This window comes from Bacillus sp. FJAT-29937 (genome assembly GCF_001509555.1).
Lineage (GTDB): Bacteria > Bacillota > Bacilli > Bacillales > Cytobacillaceae > Cytobacillus.
This window is the reverse complement of sequence record NZ_LMAS01000006.1, coordinates 290360-310651: the sequence shown is the minus strand read 5'-3', so window position 1 is coordinate 310651 and position 20292 is coordinate 290360. Positions and strand designations below refer to the sequence as shown.

Here is a 20292-nt window from a genome sequence, read left to right as displayed (position 1 = left end):
TAAATATTACAAACCTAATCTACTTTGTAATAAAAATAGTTTTATTCTGAAACACTCCTGTTATCTTCCTTTGCTAATATACTCCTTAAGAAGAAAGAAAAGGAGAATCTCTCATGAAAAAACTTCTAATTACCATCACGACAGCATTTTTTCTACTAGTTGGATTTTCGAATGCCGCATCTGCAGCTGAACATACATATAAAGTGCAAAATGGAGATACTCTTTGGTCCATCTCTAAAAAGAATCAAATTACCGTACAGCAACTAAAATCTTGGAATCAGCTTAAATCAGATATCATTAAGCCTAATCAGGTGTTAAAAGTGGCTCCTACATCAGTAACTTCTGAAACCAAACCGCCCGCTCCTGCTGTGAAAGCTGCGAGCTATAAAGAAATTACCGTTAAAGCCACTGCCTATACAGCTAGCTGCAAAAACTGCAGCGGCATTACGGCTACAGGACTAAATTTAAAAAAGAATCCAAACTTGAAAGTCATTTCTGTTGACCCTAAGGTTATCCCGCTCGGATCGAAAGTTTTTGTACCTGGGTACGGAGAAGCAATCGCTGGCGACAAGGGCTCTTCTGTTAAAGGAAACAAAATTGACGTATTTATCCCTTCTCAAAAGCAGGCCATTCAATGGGGAAATAAAACAGTGAAGATTAAAGTATATAACTAGAGAGCGACTCTTATTTTTATAACATGTTCTCTTTTGAGGTTCATGAAGGAAAAAGTATAGCAACAGGTAAAAGCAGGGCAAGTATTCGCCCTGCTTTCTTTATTTTTCTATTTAGATTATCTCGTTTGGACTGAAATATTCGCAATTCAACCTCTTAAAATCTTTTTTATCCCATGTTAAAACTGGTAGGGTACTCGAAGATTTAACACTTAATAAAGCATCCGCAAAATCTATGTTTTTTTCGGCATATAACCGCAGAGCTTCTATCACGATCTCTTCTTCAGGTTCCACATTAACCGATTGAAGGATGTCCGTTAAATATTCCTTAATTAACGATTTTTCTAACTGATAAAAAGATTTTAATAACCAACAGCACTCGGCTATAACCACCGTTGGAATTATTAATGTTAATTCATGATTTTCGACTTTTTTGGCTAATTTCATCATGATACGAAATTTATCCTCATCATCCTTCACAATCAACCGAATTAGGACATTGGTATCCGTTAAAAACTTATTCACTCTCACTAAGTTCCTCTCGATCAATCGTTTGAGCGGCTTGTTTTTGGGTAACCTGCCTCATATGTTCTAAATCCATAGGTTCACTTGCTACCACACGGCCTATAACATGACTTAATAAATTCTTTTTGACAGGTTCAATCTTGATTGTATCCTCATCCACTAAAAATCGAAATTGGTCGCCTTCTTTGACACTTAATAACTCTCGGAGTTCTTTTGGAATAGTGATTTGTCCTTTGCTCGTCATCTTTCCACTCATTAATTCCATTCTATTCACTCCCCACATATCAGTATTACTATAATTGTAAGTAATACTTTCTGATAATTCAATAGAGCATTGGGAAATATTAAGCTTAGTCAATCCATAGGAAATTTAGCATCCTGATTAGTTAATAAAGGAAATTTAATGCAGGTTTTGATTTCATATGCCCAACCAATTGCCTCTAAACGCTGAAAGCATAACAAAAATAGAGTGCTTTTTAGCACTCTATTTAGCATGTTTGCACCTTTAATACTTTGTCCTAACTAGATTTCTTCAACATTTCAGCCGCTTCCGTCTCGCTGATGTCTTTTATTAAAATCATTTCACTTATGATATTTCGCTGCGCTTGATTGAGCATTTGCCGTTCACTCGTATTAAGCGACTTTTCTTTATTGCGATGCAGGAGATCCCGAACAATTTCAGCTGAATCTTCCACTCGACCCGTCTTCAGCTTCTCCGCGTTTGCTTTGTACCGTTCCTTCCAAGGGAGATTGCAGTCTGATTCCACATGGTGAAGATCAAATAATATTTCTCTCATCGCATCCACGTCTATGATGGAGCGAACTCCGGATTTCTGCATTGTTTTCAATGGAAGCATGACGTCCATCTTATTCATGGGTATGTGAATCACACAATACTCCTGTGTCTTCCCAAGAATTTCCCGTTCTTCTATGGCCTCAATGATGCCTGCCCCATGCATTGGATAAAAAACCTTATCGCCAATTTGAAACATATCATCACCTCCATATACCTTCATTTATAATGGTAACACAGGGTGACTTTTAAAGCAAATTCACTAATATAACACGAAACATTTGTTGGGGTCAATACATTTTTGGAATTTATTTTTAAAAACTTTATATAGTTTTCCAACAAATCCCTAACCAAACATTCCTATTAATTTGTACCCTTTACCTTTATTACAGGGTTTATTTCATGTATAATAAGAGTATATTAAAAAGAGAAGTGCTGTGAACACTTCTCCCTGCAACCTCTACCGTCAGGGTGATGGTTGTCTAATTATTTATTCGTTTTTCGAAAACCACCCTTTTGCTTGTGACGGCGTAGGGTGGTTTTCTTGTTATCTAGAACGTGTTTCCGAAAGAATTGGGCACTAACCTCACGCACAATCCCCTTCAGAACTTCTCTAAGAAATTCAAGAAATGTTTCCATGATCATCACCTCCTTCCCAAACCGGAAGAAGAGTAACAACCAACCTCTCTCACAATATACAGTTGCATATTTAGTCTATCATATTTCTTATTATTCTCCTAGAGGAAAACGAACAAACATTCCCCTTTTGTAAGTAACAATAAATGATAACCCGGCGTTCTTGTTTCTAAATACCCCAGTTTTGTTCCCTTCAATGGCTCTCCTTAAAATGGTATAATAAATGGATGTATTTTTTCAAAATCAGCAAGCGTAATGTTATCAAATAATTGTTCCATCAAAAATACAAAACAATAGTGCCCAGCACTGGCGAATGACTAAAAATATATATATTTTGCCCATTGATGGTGCCTGGCACCGGTGGGAAAAGGAGGTTTTTCCATGTCTACCATTCCAGAGCATTTCCTCGAGCCGTTGGATTTTGCGGCGGGTGAGTTGAAGGATATGCTGAGTCCGAAGTCGCCTGAGGATGAGCGCATGGTTCAGAAGGGACTGATGCTTTTTCGGCAAGGGCTAGTTTCTCACGTTCGCTTTGATCGGAACGAGATCGTGGGTGTGGTTCAGGATGTGACGCCGGCAAAGGTGATGCTTGATCCGAATTTTATCAATTTAAGCGAATGCTCGTGTCCGACTGATGGATTTTGCCGGCACCAGCTTGCGGTGTTTTTCTATCTGCTTTCGCAGGCGAAGAGTGTGACGGATTGGGTGAATGATTGGAGACAGCCTTTGCAGGAGAGCAAAACGGTCCAGCTTCTCGGCCTTCAGCGAGCGAAAGATCTGTTGACCACTTCAAGCAGACAAAAACCTGATTATGACCAGTGGGTGGCCTCCTTTCACGCTAGCTTTGACACGATTATGACCGGGAACGGCGAGCCGAAGCCTTATTATATGAATGAACTTTTTCAAATCTATACGAAGCGCTGGCAAGCCAATGCGCCTTTTGAGCAGGAATGGAAGCTCCTTTATCACTTGGTTGGCTACTTCTTTAGCTTTAAAAAGCTGATGGAACTGAGCATTCAGTTCGGGCACTCGGGAGAAATGATTCACCGTTACTATCACCATCTTTATCAGGATTTGATGGAGGATATTTTGGAAGTGACCAACAAGCTGTCAGTCCAATCCCTTCCCTTTGCCTTTGATGAGTTTATTGAAAAATTAAAAGGGGATTCGACCGATATCCTTAAATATGATTTCCCGCTTGAATTTGAACAAACTCAATTGTATCGAATCCTGTGGATGAAATTTTTCAAGAAGAAGGCTTGGTGCCAGGAAGAAGTCGAAAAACTACTGGCTATTAAGGATAGAAATTTCCCAATCGTGGTTGCTGTTATTCATCAATATATCCTATTGGGGAAAGATGAGGAGGCCATTCGGCTATTGGAGGTTCCTGAAAAAGGGATGACTCCCTATTTCCTGACCTGGCTAGAATTCTTTACCCAACAAAAGGAATGGAAACGAATGGGCCCCTATGTCGAGGAATTTATTAAGAGGCTGCGGGAATACCTTCAAATTTCGGATAACCATTATGTTAACCGCAATTTCTCTAATCTTGCCATAAAAGTGATACAACCTTACTGTTCTGAAACAGGCAGAGAGGATTTATATGAAAAGGCTCTCGTTGAAACGCTGCCATTCAGCTTTAATGAATATGAATATCTTCTTTTTGAAAATCGCTCCTTTGATCGCTGGATTGATTTGCAAGCGTGGATGAGCCATGATATTGACGTGCTTCCAAAGAGCCGGATCAAGGAAATTGAAAAAGATGCGCCGGCACTGCTGTTGCCGCTTTATCATCAGTCGATCCAAAACCATATTTCCCATAAAGGCCGTGACCATTACCGCGTGGCTGTCCGGAAATTAAAAAAGCTCCGGACGTTATATAAAAAGCTGAAAAGACAGGATGACTGGGCCTTTTTCCTAGACACCCTGCTCGAAAAAACAAAGCGGCTTCGCGCCTTCCAGGAAGAATGTAAGAGGGGAAAACTAATCGATGCTTAAGATCAAAATTAACGTCCGACAAATAGATACTGACCTATATTGCCTTTCTGCGCAAAATGATGAGGGGTATTTTTTAAAACCTGAATTCTGGGGCAAGCTGCTGTTTAATCATCATGAGGAGAGCTTCTATGGAACTCTTTTTCAAGATCATAAAGCCACGGAAGAAAAGGATATTCCCCTTAACGGCTGGCAGCTTGTCACGTTGTTTGCGAAGGAGCGGTTTAATTCATTTACCGAGTGGGATTGGGATGAGCTCGCCCAAATTTGTTTAGCCGCTTCTCTTCCTATATATGAGGCGATTTCCGAGAAGGAGTGGATTCCGGATTTTTCTGCTTGGGAAAATGGAGAATTCCGCTGGGCGCTGCCTGACCGGGTTGTGCAGGAATTTGGTTCTTCCTTTTGGGAGCAGATGATTGGGGAAATATCTGTTAAGGATTTTACACACGAGATGTTTCATCATGCATTGGATGCTTTTTTTAAGCGAAATCACAAGCTGAAAGCCGATTTAAGCGGAAAAATAAATACTCTGCGCCGGAGTGAGCTTTCTCCCCGGGATCTTGCGGCCTATTTTGACGAGGAAAGCTGGCAGGAATGGATTGGCGTGAAGGAAAACGACACTCCTTTTTCCATTGGACTGAAGCTGGAGGAGCCTGCTGAGGTGGACGATTCATGGGAGCTTAGCATTTTTCTTCGTGGAAAAAAAGAGCCGGATCTGCTAGTGGATTTGCATGATTATGCGAATTACCCTCGGGGCTGGAAGAAATACGAGGAGGCAATCGCGAAGGAACAGGAAAGATGGCTGAACGTTTTTCCTTGGCTTAAAGGTGATCAGGGCGTCGCGACTCGCCTAACAGAGGATGAGGCTTGGACATTTTTGACCGAAGCGAGTGAAACTCTCCTTTCTTTAGGAATTGACATTCTGCTGCCTTCATGGTGGCTGGTGATGAAGAATGCCAGTCTCAAGGTGAAGGCTCGTCTTAAAGGGCAGTCCACAAGCCATCGGCCATCCTTTGTCGGGCTGCAGGCGATGCTCGATTATGACTGGCGGATTTCCATGAATGGAGTCGATTTGTCAGAGGATGAGTTCAACAGCATGGTGGAGGAAAAAAGGCGGCTCGTTTATATTCGAGGAAGATGGATTAAGCTTGATCCCGGGTTTGTCCGGCAAATTCAAGATTTAATGAAAAAAGCGGAAAAAGAAGGACTTCATGTCCGCGATTTAATTGAGCAGGAGCTTCTTGCTGATGATTCTGACCAAGATGATGAGCTCGAGAATCCAAAAGCCTTTGCCCGGATTCAAATTGAAATGAACCGCCAGTGGAAGCAAATGGTGAAGCAGCTTCGCGATGTTAAGGATATCCCGCTTGAGGAGGTCCCTTCTGCTTTTCAAGGCGATCTTCGTCCATACCAAAAGCTTGGCATGAGCTGGCTGCTATTTTTGCGCAAGTATGGATTTGGCGCTTGTTTGGCGGATGATATGGGACTTGGCAAAACCATTCAGCTGATTTCCTATCTTTTAAAAGTGAAGGAAGAGGAAGCGGACTCCGGCCCCGCCCTGATTATTTGCCCGACCTCCGTGCTTGGAAACTGGCAAAAGGAAATTGAACGGTTTGCCCCTGGGTTGAACACGTATCTTCATTATGGAGGGAACCGTCCTAAGGGTGAGGAGTTTGTAGAAAAAGCTGTTGGGGCTGATGTTGTCCTTACCTCGTACGGACTAACCGCTCTAGATGGTGAGGATTTCGAGAGTGTTGAATGGAGCTCGATCAGCATTGACGAGGCGCAGAATATTAAAAATGCGCAAACGAAACAATCAAAAGCGGTACGGAAGCTGAAGGGCAAGCATCATATTGCTTTGACTGGCACCCCGATGGAAAACCGTTTGTCTGAGCTTTGGTCGATTTTTGATTTTACTAACCACGGCTATTTGGGCAGCATGGGCCAATTTCAAAAGCGCTTCGTCCTCCCGATTGAGAAGGATGATAATAAGGAAAAGGTTGGGCAGCTCCAAGCTTTTATTAGACCTTTCCTGCTGCGCCGCACGAAACGAGACGAAGAGGTGGCGCTGAATCTTCCAGACAAGCTCGAGCAAAAGGAATACTGCCCGTTAACAGCGGAGCAGGCTTCGTTGTATGAACAGCTCGTCAAGGACACGTTCGAGCAAATCGAAAGTTTATCCACTTTTGAGCGCAAGGGGTTAATTTTACAAATGCTCAGCCGTTTGAAGCAGCTTTGCAACCATCCCGCTCTTTATTTAAAAGAGGAAAAGCCTGCGAAGGTGCTTGAGCGTTCGGCAAAGCTTGAGAAGCTGAATGAATTGGTCGACTCAGTTCTGGATCAAGGGGAAAGCTGCTTGATTTTTACTCAATATATTGAAATGGGCAATATTATTCGCGGGATGATTAAGAAGCGCTTCGGTGTCGATGTACCGTTTTTGAATGGCAGTGTTCCGAAAAACGAACGCGACCGGATGATTGAGCAGTTCCAAGCCGGGAAGTTTCCTGTGTTTCTTTTATCCTTAAAGGCGGGCGGAACCGGTTTGAATCTGACTGCGGCCAATCACGTCATCCACTATGATCGCTGGTGGAACCCTGCCGTTGAAAACCAAGCCACCGACCGCGCCTACCGCATCGGCCAAAAACGCTTCGTCCACGTCCATAAAATGATCTGCACCGGCACCCTCGAGGAAAAAATCGACGCCATGCTGGAGAAAAAGCAATCATTGAACGACCAAATCATCCTAAGCGAAAGCTGGATTACCGAGCTTTCTACGGATGAATTGAGGGATTTGGTGTTTTTGAATTAATGTGGTGGTGCTGGAGCGATATAGCTTCAAAGTGACCGATATAACTGCGAGATTTGCAGATATTTAAGTTTGCTGGACAGGTTTTGGGGATTTTTCTGAAACCTGTCCAAATAATCCTACTTGGTGGACAGGTTTTCGTGCTTTTCACAAAACCTGTCCGATTAACCCGACTTGATGGACACCTTTTCGCGTTTTCTACAAAACGCCCACCATGAAAGGCTCATAAGGCTCATTTTGGTATGGCGCCTAGCAAAACACGCACTATAAAAGGTTCATAAGGCTCGTTTTGGCGTAGCACCTAGCAAAACACGCACTATGAAACGCTCATAAGGCTCGGTTTGGCTTGGCACCAAACAAAACACGCACTATGAAACGCTCATAAATCTCGTTTTGGCTTGGCACCTAGCAAAACACGCACTATGAAGGGTCCATAAGTCGCGTTATGGCTTGCCATCAAGCAAAACACGCACTATAAAAGGTTCATAAGGCTCGTTTTGGCGTAGCACCTAGCAAAACACGCACTATGAAACGCTCATAAGGCTCGGTTTGGCGTGGCACCAACAAAACCCGTCCAACTAACCCAACTTGACCTCAGATCCCCAGCATCTTACCAAAAACCTGTCCAAATCCACCCCTCCCTCCTCAGCCCCCAATCGTCTGTTCACCATCAAGACTTGGCGGCTGTTTTTTTATGGCAACTTTCCTTGGTGCGTTTGGCCGATACGCCATATATGAGACTCGGTTCCCTTCTTTAATTAAAAAACAGGATAAGTGGCGATAATTGGCGGATATTGTTTCGGGTTTCCTCACCTCAATGGAGCCTTTTTTGAAATCAAATAAATAATCGATTGATTGTTGGGTGTTATTTTCTAGGTAGTAAAAACGAAGAATTGTATTTTTTCTAAGAGGAACTTTTTGATAAGGGTTCGGTTTTTGGAGGTGAATTAACTTGAGTGCGTCAAAAAAACCGGGTTGGTAATTGATATTCAAATGTTGCTGACTGAATAGCTCCCTGCAAAAATAAAATGATGCTGTTAAATTGTTTTCTTTTTTAAATGGCACATCAAACTACTCCTATTCCACCCCATCATAAAGTCAGGACTATTTTACTAGTTAGATTCGACACGATTCATTTACTTCCTTCAATTTTCCCCTGCCCAATTCTACAAAAAGCTTACTATTTCGCCCTTTTCCGCCAATTGTGATTACCTTTCACAACGACGAGTGTGATTAACAGGAACACTCATCCCTTTCCAGTCAAATTCCCGCTAAGTTTAGAGAAAAAGAACTTCTGAAAAGCGGTGAGTACATGTCTATTTCAAAAAAACTCAAGCAGCTGCGTGACAAACAAAATTGGAGCCAGGAGTTTGTCGCAAAATTAATGAATGTACATCGTTCCACGATTAGCAAATATGAAACTGGGCAAATCGTTCCTACCTACCGGGTCCTCCTAAAGTTTGCAGATATTTATCAAGTTGATCGCGCATTTTTAATTGATCAACTGGATGAATCACATGGAACTCAGCATAAAACCCGATCAAATTCCTATGTTTTAAAGGAAGGAACGATTGATCCTGAAATGGATATGATAAAACAGCTGCTTCACAGCTATCCGGAATTAAAGAAATCACTCCTGGAGCTATATAATTTTGATGAAAAGACAAAAGCTCAAACGGTGAGGGTAGTGCAGTTTCTCATACAGGGGATGAAAAAAGGGTAAAAAGAATGACGCAAACGATTCTCATCTCCAAAAAAAAACCGGCGCGATATGCGCCGGAGAAAATGGAGTCAGTGGGGATTGGATTGATTTTCTCTAGATGAGGAAAAGGGTGAGGAACTCTCATGAAGGATATTTTTGCAAATTGGCTTTAGGATCCGTTTGATGCATAGGGTGATAGACCGGCAACAATGACTCTCGGAGAATGACTTCCAATTGATTGACCCGATTCGTTAAGTCATTGACTCTTTCGTTGGATTTGCCCAACATTCTAATTAACGCCTCAACAAGGCTTTCAAAATCCCTCTCTTTGTTCAATTCCTAAGCCTCCATTCCAGCGGGGATAAATGCCTCTTCTGTACGCCTTTGCTCAAGAAATCTCACAGATTCTGCTAATACCTCAGTTACATAAACCCTAGTTCCTTCTTGATTGTCATAATATCTTGTCTGAATTCTGCCGGTAATTCCAACTAAAGAGCCTTTGCGGCAATAGCGCGATGTATTTTCGGCGGTCTTTCTCCATAGGGTGCATTGAACAAAATCCGCCCCTATTTCTCCTTGCTGATTGCGGTACTGACGATTCACGGCCAAGGTCACATTCGTCACAGCTGTTCCTTCAGGTGTTCTTTTGATCTCCGGGTCCTTCGTCAATCTGCCTACTAACGTTACTTGATTAATCATCCATTTCTCTCCTCTCTTCAACATGCTCTTATCTTAAACCCTGAATGGCATTTGAGTAAAAGGGCTAAAATTGAATTATGAGGGGGTATTTTGGAGGAAAAAGTTAGTTTTAATAGGTATAAAGGTTCACTCCGTACCAAAAAGCGCTCGAAAAATGCAAATTTAGACATTTTCAAAAGAAAATTCGACAAATCAAAATTCCTGCCAAATTCGATTACCCAAAAGGTCTATGTTATACTTTCAATAAGCCATAACGGACGGGAGGAAAAGGATGAAGACGTTTAAACTCATCTCGCTGCAAATTGTCGAGGATGATTCATTGGTAGATATCAACCTAGTTGACGGGTTAATTATTAATCAAGAGAACGATCAGAATACTTGGATGCTAGAAGCCTATGTGGACAAAACCTATAATGATTATTTTCAGAAGCTGTCCAAGCTCGGCGAGGATATTATTGTTCAGGTTGTCATCACGAAGAAGGAAAACAGCCCAGCCGCCTTCCAAACAAAGATTGCAACAATAAAACACGTGACCGATCATATTAGTATTCTTTTTGAAGGCAAACTGAAGAAAACGAATTATGATTATGCGGAAATAGTTTTGAAAAAGCTTATTGATCAGGGCTTATCAGGGGATACGCTATTGAAGGAATTTAAGACCATTCTCCGCGGAAAGCCTCAGATTACTGCTGCTAAAGGGAATTAAAATAAGGCAACTTCAAGCCAAAAATCGACTTGGAGTTGCCCCATTAAAAAGCATTATCTGTTATTGTCCTTATCATTCCGGTTAAGATTATCCTCAATTAAATCATCGTTATTATTATTGTCTCTCATGACATCCCCATTGTTATTGGTGTTGACGTCATTATTGGTGCCATTGCCGTTCATGCCATTGTTGTCGTTAATGCCGTTGTTGTCGTTCAATTCATTATTTCTGTCTAAATTGTTGTCATCATTGATAACCCCATTGTTATCGTTGGTGTTCGGCGGAGGAGGCTCTTGATCATTCGTTGCACAACCGGCTAAAAGCAACGCTGCAAGAACAGAACCGCCAATAAGGTTTAAAAGCTTTTTGTTCATTCGAAAAAGCTCCTTTCAAATATGTTTTGTAAATTGACCTTTTTTACGGGTCTTATGTTATAATTCCCAAAATCGTCTGCAACTTGCATGAAAAAAAAGAAAGCCAGCAATTTATGTGCTGGCTTTCTTCCGTTAATATTTAACAAAAACCTACTGTAGTGCAAACATGATCTCCGTTTCGCAGACAAGCTCTCCGTCGACCGTCGCAATTGCTTTTCCTTTGCCCATTGGCCCCTTAAACCGAATCATTTCAACCTCTAGACGCAATTGGTCGCCTGGCTTCACTTGTCTTTTAAAACGGCATTTATCAATTCCGGCAAAAAGAGCAAGACGCCCGCGGTTTCCTTCCTTTTTCAGCATCGCGACAGCCCCCACCTGAGCCAGCGCCTCCACAATCAGCACTCCCGGCATAACCGGAAAATCAGGAAAATGCCCGTTAAAAAACTCTTCATTGGCTGTTACGTTTTTAATTCCGATTGCCTTATGCCCTTCTTCCACCTCAAGAATTCGATCAATGAGCAAGAAAGGATAACGGTGAGGAATGATCTCTTTAATTTGTTCAATATCTAGCATAATTAGTACCTCCTCCTAATATTAGGTTATAGTTAATTGTACTAAAAAAAGAAGCATACGGGAAGTTTGAATTGATGAAGTGGTAGGTTGTTTTGGGTTGGCAACTATTTCTGGCACTTGTTCTGATTATTTTGTTGTTTTTTTAGTTTATTTGAGCACTTTGTCAGTCATTTTGATGTTAACAGCCGGTTTCTAGCAGCTATTTACCCAATTATCAGCAATTTGTCTGCCTACTTTTGTTGGTTTGCTAGTCCATTCAGTAATTTGTCAGCCAATTTTAATGGTTTGTCAGCCAATTCCACCACTTTGTCAGCCAATTTGGGTAGTTTGTCAGCCAGATCCAGCTCTTTGTCAGCCAATCCCCACTTAGCCCCCTCACAATTCCAAAAAAAAGAGGCCTACGCCCCTTTTATTCTCGTTCCACTAGGTCGACAATATGCGTCCAGGTAGATTTTTGGAAAATATCTTTCGCATTGCCGCCTCCCATGACCCCATATCCGAAAGCCGCGCCTGCAATACCGCTTATAGAAATTAAAACCGCAACAATGATAATCCGCAGCCAAATCGGAATCATGCGCACCCGAATACGGCGGCTGCGTCTCTTTTCCGCCAAGGTTGTGCGTTCTTTTTTTAATTGTTCACGTGATTTCGCTGCTTCTTGATTATTGTTGTTAACCGACATGTTAATTCCCCTTTTAACGAATTCCGTTGATGAGCCCCATCATTTGGTCTGCGATGGAAACGGATCTAGACTGGAATTGATAAGAACGCTGAAGATTAATGAGCTCCGTCATCTCTTTGGACATATCTACATTGGACTGCTCCAAAACGCGCTGCTGCATGGAAATTTGATTTCTTAAAGGACCGTTAAGATCCGTTAAAATATCATTCACTGGCGTATTTAGTTCGGCCATATTTTCCGGCAGACCGAGGAGGTTTTCTCCTTTTTGCTCGAGAAATTGGGATTTCTTAATATGAACGACACCAAGATTAAACGAACTAGTACTGCCATCATTTAAAGTTGCCATCAGTCGCCCTTCGTCCTGTAAAGTAAATTCCTTCACATCGCTGCTAAACGTAATCGGATTATTATTTTCATCCAAAACCGGATAGCCATTGCTCGTGACAAGCATGTTCTCATTTGCTGATAATGGCGTTAAGTAAAAGGCGCCGTCCCTCGTATAGCGGATAGCCGAACCATTCTCCCCCTGCTCGAGCACTTTAAAATACTGGCCCTCTGCAGTCATAGCCATATCAAGCGAACGCTCTGTATTCTTCAAGCTGCCCTGGCTCCCTACAATTTGCGATTGAGCGAGCTTGGCCCCAACTCCTTGCCGAATTCCGTTAGGCGTTAATCGATTGACCTCTAATTGAGGGAGCGTCTGATTATTAAAATGCTGAAAAAGCAAATCCGTGAAATTCGCTTCTCTGCGCTTATAGCCCGTTGTATCGATATTTGCCATATTATGACTGACAATATCCATTTGTTTTTGCAGCTGGGTTAATGTATTCTGTGCCGTAATCATCGTTCTATTCATCGTTCATCCCCCTTTGCCGGAAAAACTTTACCCGATACGCCCAATTTCATTCGCTGCTTTTTCCATACTCCGGTCATAAGCTTGCAGCACCTTCTGATTCGCCTCGAACGATCTGTAGGCGGATAGCATTTCTGTCATCGTTCTTCCAACATCCACATTAGAACGCTCTACAAACCCTTGCTGAAGCTTAAATTGAGCTCCTGCGGCATTATAAGCATTTGCCAGCGGATTGCCGTCCTCTGTCCGAAATAACCCGTCTCCTTGCTTCATAAGGCGATTTGCGTCCTCAGCGAATGCGATTCCCAGTCTTGCGGTTTCTCCGCCTTCACCCGTCAGCATACCATTTTCATTCAGCGTAAATCGATCACTAGTCAACTGAATGCGATTCCCCGCTTCATCCAATACAAAATGGCCGCTTGCGGTCGTTAAAAAGCCTTGTCCATCTACAGTAAAGTTTCCGTTTCTCGTATATTGCCGTTCCCCGTTCGGACCCGCCACTGTAAAAAACACACTGCCATTAGCAGGCATAGACACATCGATTAACGCCATGTCCGTTTGAATGCCTGTTTCCTTTAAATCGCCCTGCAAAAAAGCCGGCATTGTTTCCTGCATATAAACGCCTGTATTCAAAGCGCCAATTCTGCGGTTGAATGGCAGACGAAGGCCTTCTTCCGTTGGGATTACTTCCTGATCAAATCGCTGCAAAAGCATTTCCGGAAACGCACGCAAGGCAGATTGATCCGCCTTAAATCCTGGTGTATTCGCATTTGCCATATTATTCGTCAGCATTTCTGTCCTTTTCTGCTGCGCCAGCATCCCGGAGGCCACTGTATAAAACCCTCTGAACATAAGTCCACCTCATAATATGTATAATCGCCTATTCTTTAGCATTACTTCTATTATAGAAAAAATCTGTAATATTAAATAGTGCAGATACTATTATTTTACCATTTTCTAAAGCCGCTTTCTGATAAAAAATCGAGTACAAAACCCTGCTGATTTCATACTCGATTCATAAAAATTTATCCCAGCTTGCGCTTCGGAAGCTTATCAATATTATCTAGCATAATCCCCGTTCCAATCGCTACGCAATCCATTGGGTTTTCTGCTATCAGGACTGGCACTTTCAATTCCTCGGCAAGAAGGGTGTCAATGCCGTGGAGAAGTGCGCCGCCTCCTGTTAGAATAACCCCGCGATCGATGATATCAGCAGATAATTCAGGTGGCGTCCGTTCAAGCACACTCTTTGCCGCCTGTACGATAACCGCAACAGATTCTCTTAAAGCACGTTCAATTTCATCTGAACGAACGGTGATCGTTCTTGGAAGGCCTGAAACCATATCGCGCCCGCGAATATCCAATTCCTCGTTCTTTGAACCAGGGAATACGGTTCCAATGGTTGTTTTAATATTCTCAGCCGTTCTTTCCCCGATTAATAGCTTGTACTCGCGCTTAATATATTGCAGAATTTCACTATCGAAGGCATCTCCTGCCATTTTAATTGAAGAAGATGTTACGATGTCGCCCATCGATAAAACCGCCACATCTGTCGTTCCTCCACCGATGTCAACGACCATGTTTCCGCTTGGCTGGAAGATATCCATACCAGCGCCAATCGCGGCTACCTTAGGCTCTTCCTCTAAATAGATCTTCTTCCCGCCGCTCTTTTCTGCCGCTTCTTTAATCGCCTTCTGCTCCACACTTGTGATGTTCGTTGGGCAGCAGATTAAAATACGCGGCTTCGATAAAAAGCCCTTCACATTCAGTTGGTTAATAAAATGCTTCAACATCGCTTCTGTTACATCGAAGTCAGCAATGACTCCATCTCTTAGCGGGCGAATCGCTGCGATGTTGCCAGGCGTCCGTCCAACCATTCTGCGCGCTTCCTCACCTACTGCCAACACCTTATTCGTGTTCTTATCAATTGCCACCACAGACGGTTCATTCAAAACAATTCCGCGGCCCTTCACGTGAATCAGCACGTTAGCCGTTCCTAAGTCAATCCCAATATCCCTTGCAAACATTCTCTCATCTTTCCTCCTTGACTACTGGCCTGCATTGTCCGCCACTTGCTCATGGACATAATTAAGCACCAGGCCGGGTCAGCCCAGTACACGCCTTATGTATTTAGCTATATCAAGCGAACCTCGCTTTAAATTTTACATTTCTATGCCTCGGAAAATTGAAGCATTCCACTTACCTTAACTCATCTAGTTGTAGACCTTTTGGATTATACGAATCAAGTTCTATCCTAATTCTATATTCTACCACACTCAAGGCGAATTAAATAATTTTTTGTCAGAATATGTGTGGGTTTTTGAAGTTTTTTGTCGGAAGAGGGGAGGGGGGAGACTTTTTATGAAAAGTTCATGTGAATAGCATACTAAAATGGGGTTTGAGCAAGCGACTGTCCCTAAATCCCCCCCCATTCCCACCACTAAAAAAACAACCAGCTATTTCAAGGCTGATTGTTTTTCCTTAACTTATTGGTTTTTGGCTCTCTCATAAGGGTTCTTTATTTTATGACCTCCCCTTCGACTTCTTCTTTCTTATATTTCATTTTTGTGGCTTCTCCCCCGCGTAAATGTCGGATTGATTTATGATAATCTAGAATTTCCTTCACTTCATTCGCCAGTTCAGGGTTAATCTCAGGTAGTCTTTCTGTTAAGTCTTTATGGACTGTACTTTTGGATACGCCAAACTCCTTCGCGATAACGCGAACTGTTTTTCTCGTCTCCACGATATACTTTCCAATCTTGATAGTTCTCTCTTTGATGTAATCGTGCACACCACTCGCCCTCCCTAAATTGGATGTGAGAAGTGCGAAATGAGACTCGCTTTTCGCTTTGATCTATACTCTGTTCCGCATGGCGGCAATGTTCGGAGAATTCTCCATACGGCAGAAAGCGTTTACTTTCTGAGCTTGCGGTGAATAAACATGTCCTAAGGCACATTCAATACTATCTGCAAAACGACTCCTCACCTCAACCACTCTCTTTGTCAGGTTTGTATCAGTCTATTAGCTTGGTTGCTGATATATGCACGAAAAACACATTAGGGACAAGGTATTGTGAAAGTTTTTTGAAGATTTAGTATTTATCGGGAGAATTTGACTAAAAATATTGTGTTTTCGGTATTGGACTGACAGTTTTTAAGGGGACATATTTTAAAAATTATCAATGGGTGTTACTTCACAGGCTCACTTCAGATCAAAGGGGGTTTTTGTAGGAAAATGAGCTTTTACCGGATATTTCCCGAGAAATTGTCGATTGAGGAAATTTCCTGTCAGTAATAGTCTGCGGGCCAAAACGCCAAAAAGCCCGCCGAATCGGCAGGCTTTAGCTTATATTATGCGTTTGAAGAATCCTTAGAATTTTGTTCTGTTTCGCTATTCGTGTCTTCTTCGGAATCTTTCTCATCATCGTTTGTACCTTTTTCTGAATCTTCCTCAGAGGCTTTTTCATCTACAGCATCTTGATCATCAGATGCTTTCGTTTCATCTTCCGCACTAAGCTCTTGTAATGTGCTTAATGGCTTTTGGAAGTAATCATGCGGGTTAAGCGCAACGTTATCCTTGCGAATTTCGAAGTGTACGTGGACACCTGCTTCCGCATCAAACATGCTTTCACCAGCTTTTGCAATCACTTGGCCTTGCTTAACCTGACTGCCAACCTCGACACTGATCTCTTTAACAGCTTGATACTGTGTTACAATTCCTTTGTCATGTTCAATTTCAATGACATTTCCCAACAGCACATCTTCTTCAATCTTCGTAACCGTTCCACTTAAGGATGCAACGACATCAAATGTTTCTCCATCCTTCATCCCAATATTGATACCTGTGTTTTGGTGATATTGGTTTTGGTATAAAACAAGTGCTGCTTCCTGTTCTTCTGCTTTCGCATCTGCGTCATAGAATGGTCTTTGAATGACTGATGCGTCGACATCTTTTACAGGCATCATGATGTTTTCCATAGATCGGTTTACTTCGATTGCTGGTTCGTTAAACTTTTTCCCCGGTACGTCGGTAGCGGTATTATCCACGCTATCTGGATTCGCTGAATTATTATTCGCGTTTTGGTACCAAAGAACCCCGGTTAGAATGATTGCTGCTGCTGCAATGTAGATCGCTGGGAATGCCCAACGCTTTTTGAAAAAGCGCTTAAAGCTGGAATTTTGAGAAGATCGTTTCTTTTCTTCCTCTCTCATTTATCATCACCTCAGCAATCATTCTGAACAGATTAGAAGAATTATATACATCCACGCAAAAATATTTTTTGGATTATTTTTCGACATAATAAAAGAAATTATTCATTATTTAAAAATAAATTTTCCCTGGGATAAATGGCGTTCTTTTGGGCATAAAAAAGAACTGCCCAAACCCACACACCAGGCTGTTCACCCCATAAACACGGTTCGCCCAATCTTAATCGGACATGGAGTCAGCTATTTGCATGAAATGACCATAATTTTGGTTCAAGCGGACACAGTGGACCTTATTTACGAAAAATACAGGCAAATTACTGCTTTTTTACAAAATTACGGAACCCATGTCCGCAAACATAAGAAATGACCCCATTTTTATCGAATTAACGGAACGGCTGTCCGCCAATCCCATCATGAATAGAAAAAACCAAATCAGACGCGATTTGGTTTTTTCATTCATATCTATTTTTTAGCCAAAACTTTAGTAAGGTAGTTTTCCGAATTAGCAATTTCCACACCTTTATAGTAGTAAGAAATGATGTCCTTGTAGGTTTTGCCTTCTGAGGCCATCCCATTTGCCCCGTATTGGCTCATGCCGACCCCGTGGCCATATCCCCTCGTGTTGATGACGATCTGGTCACCCTGGCGCTTCCACGTGAAGTCTGTGGACCTTAGTCCGAGCTTTTCCCTGATCACTTTACCTGAGAATACTTTCCCGTTAATTTCAACCTCACCGACACGCTTTCCCGCAGTTCTTTCTGTTATCGTGCCGATCGTATTATCGGAAGGAAGCTTGACGCCTAACCGATTCTCGAAATCTGAAATGGTAAATATTTTTTGGTTGCTGAACTTTGGTGATTCCAGGTCCCATGGGCTTTCTACGCTTTTTAAATAAGGGACTGCGTTTAACCAGATAGCTTCAGAATTCTCGGTATACCCATTGCTTGTTGAAAAGAAGCTGGCGTCAATCGGCGAGCCTTCGTAAACGATAATTTGCCCGCTCGTTTCCTTGACCGCTTCTGTGATTTTTTCGATCGCCCATTTAAAATCCGGGCCAAATGTTTTTCTGATTTCATCCATATCTTTATAAACCTGATGCTCCACCGTGTCCGTGACAAGCGCTCCATCAGGCAGCTCTGACTTATTTTCTCGCATCATTTGATTCACAATATACGTTCTTGCCGCTAAGGCTTGAGCCTTTAACGCTTCTTTTTCAAAAGCCCTTGGCATTTCTGATGCTACTACCCCGACAACATAATCCTCTAGCGGAAGCGTATCCACCTGCTTTTTTTTCATTCGAAATACCGCTACCTCTACAGCTGGCCCATTAGAGATTTCCGCCGTATGCTTCTTGCTTTCTTCCTTATTTATCCGCTCCCCTAGCTTTCCGGTCACCTGATCGTCTTTAAATGGGAGGACTAATAAAGAAGGAATCAGTAGAGTAATGAAAATAAGCAGTGCTCCTAGTACGATGAAAGGTTTAAATTTTGTCATGACTACGCCTCCATAATATGTGATTTAGACCCCTTAGAAGTCTGTCTCTTCACAATCTTATGGTCGTGGACAGGCTATTATGACAAGAATTTTCATCTAAAATGTTAAAGGTTGGTGGCTCTTCATGAGCTCGGGTGGAGGTTCAGAGGCCCTTAAAAAAGAAAAAACGCAACCCCCACTCGTCAGAGGTCTGACGAACGGATTCTGCGCTTTATCTCAAAATTCGTTTTATCTAGCATCATTCAATTAAGCATTCATATCCGAAACATAGCGTTCCACCGGGGAAACGGTTTCGTCCATTTCATTCACTCGCTCAATATCCGCACCTAGAGCAGCCAGCTTGTTGTGGAAATCCACATAGCCACGGTCTAAATGCTTCAATTCTGTTACACGAGTGACCCCATCTGCTACCAATCCAGATAAAACAAGTGCCGCTGCTGCGCGTAAATCCGTTGCAGCTACTTCAGCTCCCTGGAGATTAGATGGTCCGTTCATAATAACAGAGCGGCCTTCGATCTTAATATCAGCGTTCATACGGCGGAATTCCTCCACATGCATGAAGCGATTTTCGAATACAGTCTCCGTGATCACACTTGTACCGTTTGCATGGAGTAATAACGCCATCATTTGGGATTGCATATCCGTTGGGAAACCAGGATGAGGCATTGTTTTAATATCAACTGCCTTTAGTTTCTCTGGACCGATGACACGAATGCCATCTGCTTCTTCAACAAAAAGAACGCCCATTTCTTCCATTTTTGCAATTAATGAAGTGGAGTGTTCAGGAACAGCGCCTTTGACAAGCACATTTCCGCCTGTAATTGCAGCAGCCACCATAAAGGTACCAGCTTCAATTCGGTCAGGAATAATATGGTGCTCCGCTCCGAATAATTGGTCAACACCTTCGATTCGGATCGTTCCAGTTCCAGCTCCTCTAACTTTTGCACCCATTTTATTGAGGAAATTCGCTAAATCCACGATTTCCGGCTCTTTTGCTACGTTTTCTAAAATTGTTGTTCCATTGGCAAGGGTGGCAGCCATCATAATATTTTCCGTTGCTCCGACACTCGGAAAATCCAGATAGATTTTTGCCCCGTGCAGGCGGCCATTTGCTGCTTCTGCCTCGATAAATCCATTGCCAACCTTCACCGTAGCACCCATTGCTTCAAAGCCTTTTAAATGCTGATCAATCGGGCGAGATCCAATGGCACAGCCGCCAGGCAATGCTACACGCGCACGGCCATTACGGGCAAGCAGAGATCCCATTACCAAAACAGAAGCACGCATTTTACGGACATATTCAAAAGGTGCCTCTTCACTTAATTCTCGTGATGCATTAACAGTGACTTCATTATGTTTAAACTCCACTTCGGCGTTTAAATAGCGTAATACTTCATTGATCGTGTATACATCGGAGAGTGTCGGTACATCACGAATTACGCTCTTGCCATCACTTGCTAATAATGTTGCGGCGATAACCGGTAAAACAGCGTTTTTTGCTCCTTCTACTTTGACAATACCGCTTAACCTATTTCCGCCGCGGACGATGATTTTTTCCAAAGTGTATTCCCCTC

Annotated in this window: 23 protein-coding genes; 5 read left to right on the top strand and 18 right to left on the bottom strand. The window is 42.4% G+C overall.

Annotated features, from left to right (window positions below):
- Positions 1 to 113: 113 nt before the first annotated feature.
- Positions 114 to 674 carry a 3D domain-containing protein gene (locus AR328_RS15115; RefSeq protein WP_066296954.1) on the top strand — a complete coding sequence of 187 codons (561 nt, stop codon included), beginning with the start codon at positions 114 to 116 and terminating at the stop codon, positions 672 to 674.
- A 111-nt stretch (positions 675 to 785) separates the two neighbouring features.
- Here the strand turns inward: AR328_RS15115 and AR328_RS15110 are convergent, their stop codons facing one another.
- From AR328_RS15110 to AR328_RS22845, 4 genes are all read right to left on the bottom strand, one after another.
- Positions 786 to 1202, bottom strand: a complete 417-nt coding sequence (locus AR328_RS15110; RefSeq protein WP_066296949.1) for a PIN domain-containing protein — start codon at positions 1200 to 1202, stop codon at positions 786 to 788.
- On the bottom strand, positions 1189 to 1461 hold the full coding sequence (locus AR328_RS15105) for an AbrB/MazE/SpoVT family DNA-binding domain-containing protein (protein ID WP_066296943.1): 273 nt from the start codon (positions 1459 to 1461) through the stop codon (positions 1189 to 1191). Before AR328_RS15105 ends, AR328_RS15110 begins: the two co-directional genes overlap by 14 nt.
- A gap of 253 nt (positions 1462 to 1714) precedes the next feature.
- On the bottom strand, positions 1715 to 2188 hold the full coding sequence (locus tag AR328_RS15100; protein ID WP_066296938.1) for a CarD family transcriptional regulator: 474 nt from the start codon (positions 2186 to 2188) through the stop codon (positions 1715 to 1717).
- 287 nt (positions 2189 to 2475) lie between these two features.
- Positions 2476 to 2628, bottom strand: coding sequence for a hypothetical protein (locus AR328_RS22845; protein ID WP_197414468.1), 153 nt, complete (start codon positions 2626 to 2628; stop codon positions 2476 to 2478).
- Between the two features lie 378 nt (positions 2629 to 3006).
- Here AR328_RS22845 and AR328_RS15095 point away from each other — a divergent pair, with 378 nt between their 5' ends.
- Both AR328_RS15095 and AR328_RS15090 read left to right on the top strand, forming a co-directional pair.
- Positions 3007 to 4623 (top strand): SWIM zinc finger family protein, encoded by a 1617-nt coding sequence (locus AR328_RS15095; RefSeq protein WP_066296936.1) that lies wholly within the window; start codon positions 3007 to 3009, stop codon positions 4621 to 4623.
- On the top strand, positions 4616 to 7429 hold the full coding sequence (locus AR328_RS15090) for a DEAD/DEAH box helicase (RefSeq protein WP_066296932.1): 2814 nt from the start codon (positions 4616 to 4618) through the stop codon (positions 7427 to 7429). The genes AR328_RS15095 and AR328_RS15090 overlap by 8 nt, the downstream gene beginning before the upstream one ends.
- A 642-nt stretch (positions 7430 to 8071) precedes the next feature.
- Here AR328_RS15090 and AR328_RS15085 read toward each other — a convergent pair.
- The gene (locus AR328_RS15085) at positions 8072 to 8491 is read right to left on the bottom strand and encodes a hypothetical protein (protein WP_066296931.1); all 420 of its coding nucleotides are present in this window, start codon (positions 8489 to 8491) and stop codon (positions 8072 to 8074) included.
- A 247-nt stretch (positions 8492 to 8738) separates the two neighbouring features.
- Between AR328_RS15085 and AR328_RS15080 the strand changes: the two genes are divergently transcribed.
- Entirely contained in the window at positions 8739 to 9149 is a 411-nt protein-coding gene (locus tag AR328_RS15080) for a helix-turn-helix domain-containing protein (protein WP_066296928.1), read from the top strand.
- A 120-nt stretch (positions 9150 to 9269) separates the two neighbouring features.
- Here the strand turns inward: AR328_RS15080 and AR328_RS15075 are convergent, their stop codons facing one another.
- Both AR328_RS15075 and ssb read right to left on the bottom strand, forming a co-directional pair.
- Positions 9270 to 9464 carry a hypothetical protein gene (locus AR328_RS15075; RefSeq protein ID WP_066296924.1) on the bottom strand — a complete coding sequence of 65 codons (195 nt, stop codon included), beginning with the start codon at positions 9462 to 9464 and terminating at the stop codon, positions 9270 to 9272.
- A 3-nt stretch (positions 9465 to 9467) separates the two neighbouring features.
- Positions 9468 to 9827, bottom strand: coding sequence for a single-stranded DNA-binding protein (gene ssb / locus AR328_RS15070; RefSeq protein ID WP_066296917.1), 360 nt, complete (start codon positions 9825 to 9827; stop codon positions 9468 to 9470).
- A 271-nt stretch (positions 9828 to 10098) separates the two neighbouring features.
- Here ssb and AR328_RS15060 point away from each other — a divergent pair, with 271 nt between their 5' ends.
- Positions 10099 to 10533 (top strand): YwpF-like family protein, encoded by a 435-nt coding sequence (locus tag AR328_RS15060; RefSeq protein WP_066296911.1) that lies wholly within the window; start codon positions 10099 to 10101, stop codon positions 10531 to 10533.
- 53 nt (positions 10534 to 10586) lie between these two features.
- Here the strand turns inward: AR328_RS15060 and AR328_RS15055 are convergent, their stop codons facing one another.
- The 11 genes from AR328_RS15055 to murA form a co-directional block, all read right to left on the bottom strand.
- Positions 10587 to 10907 (bottom strand): hypothetical protein, encoded by a 321-nt coding sequence (locus AR328_RS15055; protein ID WP_066296904.1) that lies wholly within the window; start codon positions 10905 to 10907, stop codon positions 10587 to 10589.
- A gap of 150 nt (positions 10908 to 11057) precedes the next feature.
- The gene (fabZ, locus tag AR328_RS15050) at positions 11058 to 11480 is read right to left on the bottom strand and encodes a 3-hydroxyacyl-ACP dehydratase FabZ (RefSeq protein WP_066296901.1); all 423 of its coding nucleotides are present in this window, start codon (positions 11478 to 11480) and stop codon (positions 11058 to 11060) included.
- A 230-nt stretch (positions 11481 to 11710) separates the two neighbouring features.
- Positions 11711 to 11839 carry a hypothetical protein gene (locus AR328_RS23320; protein WP_269433524.1) on the bottom strand — a complete coding sequence of 43 codons (129 nt, stop codon included), beginning with the start codon at positions 11837 to 11839 and terminating at the stop codon, positions 11711 to 11713.
- 50 nt (positions 11840 to 11889) lie between these two features.
- Positions 11890 to 12162: a DNA-directed RNA polymerase subunit beta gene (locus AR328_RS15045; RefSeq protein WP_066296898.1), complete on the bottom strand. Its 273-nt coding sequence runs from the start codon at positions 12160 to 12162 to the stop codon at positions 11890 to 11892.
- A gap of 13 nt (positions 12163 to 12175) precedes the next feature.
- The gene (locus AR328_RS15040; RefSeq protein WP_066296891.1) at positions 12176 to 13018 is read right to left on the bottom strand and encodes a flagellar hook-basal body protein; all 843 of its coding nucleotides are present in this window, start codon (positions 13016 to 13018) and stop codon (positions 12176 to 12178) included.
- Between the two features lie 27 nt (positions 13019 to 13045).
- Positions 13046 to 13867, bottom strand: coding sequence for a flagellar hook-basal body protein (locus tag AR328_RS15035; protein ID WP_066296881.1), 822 nt, complete (start codon positions 13865 to 13867; stop codon positions 13046 to 13048).
- Positions 13868 to 14040: 173 nt separating this feature from the next.
- Positions 14041 to 15042, bottom strand: a complete 1002-nt coding sequence (locus AR328_RS15030) for a rod shape-determining protein (protein WP_066296880.1) — start codon at positions 15040 to 15042, stop codon at positions 14041 to 14043.
- A gap of 491 nt (positions 15043 to 15533) precedes the next feature.
- Positions 15534 to 15806, bottom strand: a complete 273-nt coding sequence (gene spoIIID / locus AR328_RS15025) for a sporulation transcriptional regulator SpoIIID (RefSeq protein WP_066296878.1) — start codon at positions 15804 to 15806, stop codon at positions 15534 to 15536.
- Between the two features lie 560 nt (positions 15807 to 16366).
- The gene (locus AR328_RS15020; protein WP_066296872.1) at positions 16367 to 17227 is read right to left on the bottom strand and encodes a M23 family metallopeptidase; all 861 of its coding nucleotides are present in this window, start codon (positions 17225 to 17227) and stop codon (positions 16367 to 16369) included.
- 459 nt (positions 17228 to 17686) lie between these two features.
- On the bottom strand, positions 17687 to 18718 hold the full coding sequence (spoIID, locus tag AR328_RS15015) for a stage II sporulation protein D (protein WP_066296868.1): 1032 nt from the start codon (positions 18716 to 18718) through the stop codon (positions 17687 to 17689).
- Positions 18719 to 18964: 246 nt separating this feature from the next.
- Positions 18965 to 20278 carry a UDP-N-acetylglucosamine 1-carboxyvinyltransferase gene (murA, locus tag AR328_RS15010; RefSeq protein WP_066296862.1) on the bottom strand — a complete coding sequence of 438 codons (1314 nt, stop codon included), beginning with the start codon at positions 20276 to 20278 and terminating at the stop codon, positions 18965 to 18967.
- Between the last annotated feature and the right edge of the window lie 14 nt (positions 20279 to 20292).

Excerpts from the sequence above, each read along its gene's own strand:
- AR328_RS15115 (WP_066296954.1), top strand. The coding sequence starts at position 114 with ATGAAAAAACTTCTAATTACCATCACGACAGCATTTTTTCTACTAGTT.
- AR328_RS15095 (WP_066296936.1), top strand. The coding sequence starts at position 3,007 with ATGTCTACCATTCCAGAGCATTTCCTCGAGCCGTTGGATTTTGCGGCG.
- AR328_RS15020 (WP_066296872.1), bottom strand. The coding sequence starts at position 17,227 with ATGAGAGAGGAAGAAAAGAAACGATCTTCTCAAAATTCCAGCTTTAAG.
- AR328_RS15090 (WP_066296932.1), top strand. The coding sequence starts at position 4,616 with ATGCTTAAGATCAAAATTAACGTCCGACAAATAGATACTGACCTATAT.
- AR328_RS15100 (WP_066296938.1), bottom strand. The coding sequence starts at position 2,188 with ATGTTTCAAATTGGCGATAAGGTTTTTTATCCAATGCATGGGGCAGGC.
- fabZ (WP_066296901.1), bottom strand. The coding sequence starts at position 11,480 with ATGCTAGATATTGAACAAATTAAAGAGATCATTCCTCACCGTTATCCT.
- AR328_RS15045 (WP_066296898.1), bottom strand. The coding sequence starts at position 12,162 with ATGTCGGTTAACAACAATAATCAAGAAGCAGCGAAATCACGTGAACAA.
- AR328_RS15030 (WP_066296880.1), bottom strand. The coding sequence starts at position 15,042 with ATGTTTGCAAGGGATATTGGGATTGACTTAGGAACGGCTAACGTGCTG.
- AR328_RS15105 (WP_066296943.1), bottom strand. The coding sequence starts at position 1,461 with ATGGAATTAATGAGTGGAAAGATGACGAGCAAAGGACAAATCACTATT.
- AR328_RS15040 (WP_066296891.1), bottom strand. The coding sequence starts at position 13,018 with ATGAATAGAACGATGATTACGGCACAGAATACATTAACCCAGCTGCAA.
- AR328_RS22845 (WP_197414468.1), bottom strand. The coding sequence starts at position 2,628 with ATGGAAACATTTCTTGAATTTCTTAGAGAAGTTCTGAAGGGGATTGTG.
- spoIID (WP_066296868.1), bottom strand. The coding sequence starts at position 18,718 with ATGACAAAATTTAAACCTTTCATCGTACTAGGAGCACTGCTTATTTTC.
- AR328_RS15060 (WP_066296911.1), top strand. The coding sequence starts at position 10,099 with ATGAAGACGTTTAAACTCATCTCGCTGCAAATTGTCGAGGATGATTCA.
- AR328_RS15055 (WP_066296904.1), bottom strand. The coding sequence starts at position 10,907 with ATGAACAAAAAGCTTTTAAACCTTATTGGCGGTTCTGTTCTTGCAGCG.
- ssb (WP_066296917.1), bottom strand. The coding sequence starts at position 9,827 with ATGATTAATCAAGTAACGTTAGTAGGCAGATTGACGAAGGACCCGGAG.
- AR328_RS15080 (WP_066296928.1), top strand. The coding sequence starts at position 8,739 with ATGTCTATTTCAAAAAAACTCAAGCAGCTGCGTGACAAACAAAATTGG.
- AR328_RS15035 (WP_066296881.1), bottom strand. The coding sequence starts at position 13,867 with ATGTTCAGAGGGTTTTATACAGTGGCCTCCGGGATGCTGGCGCAGCAG.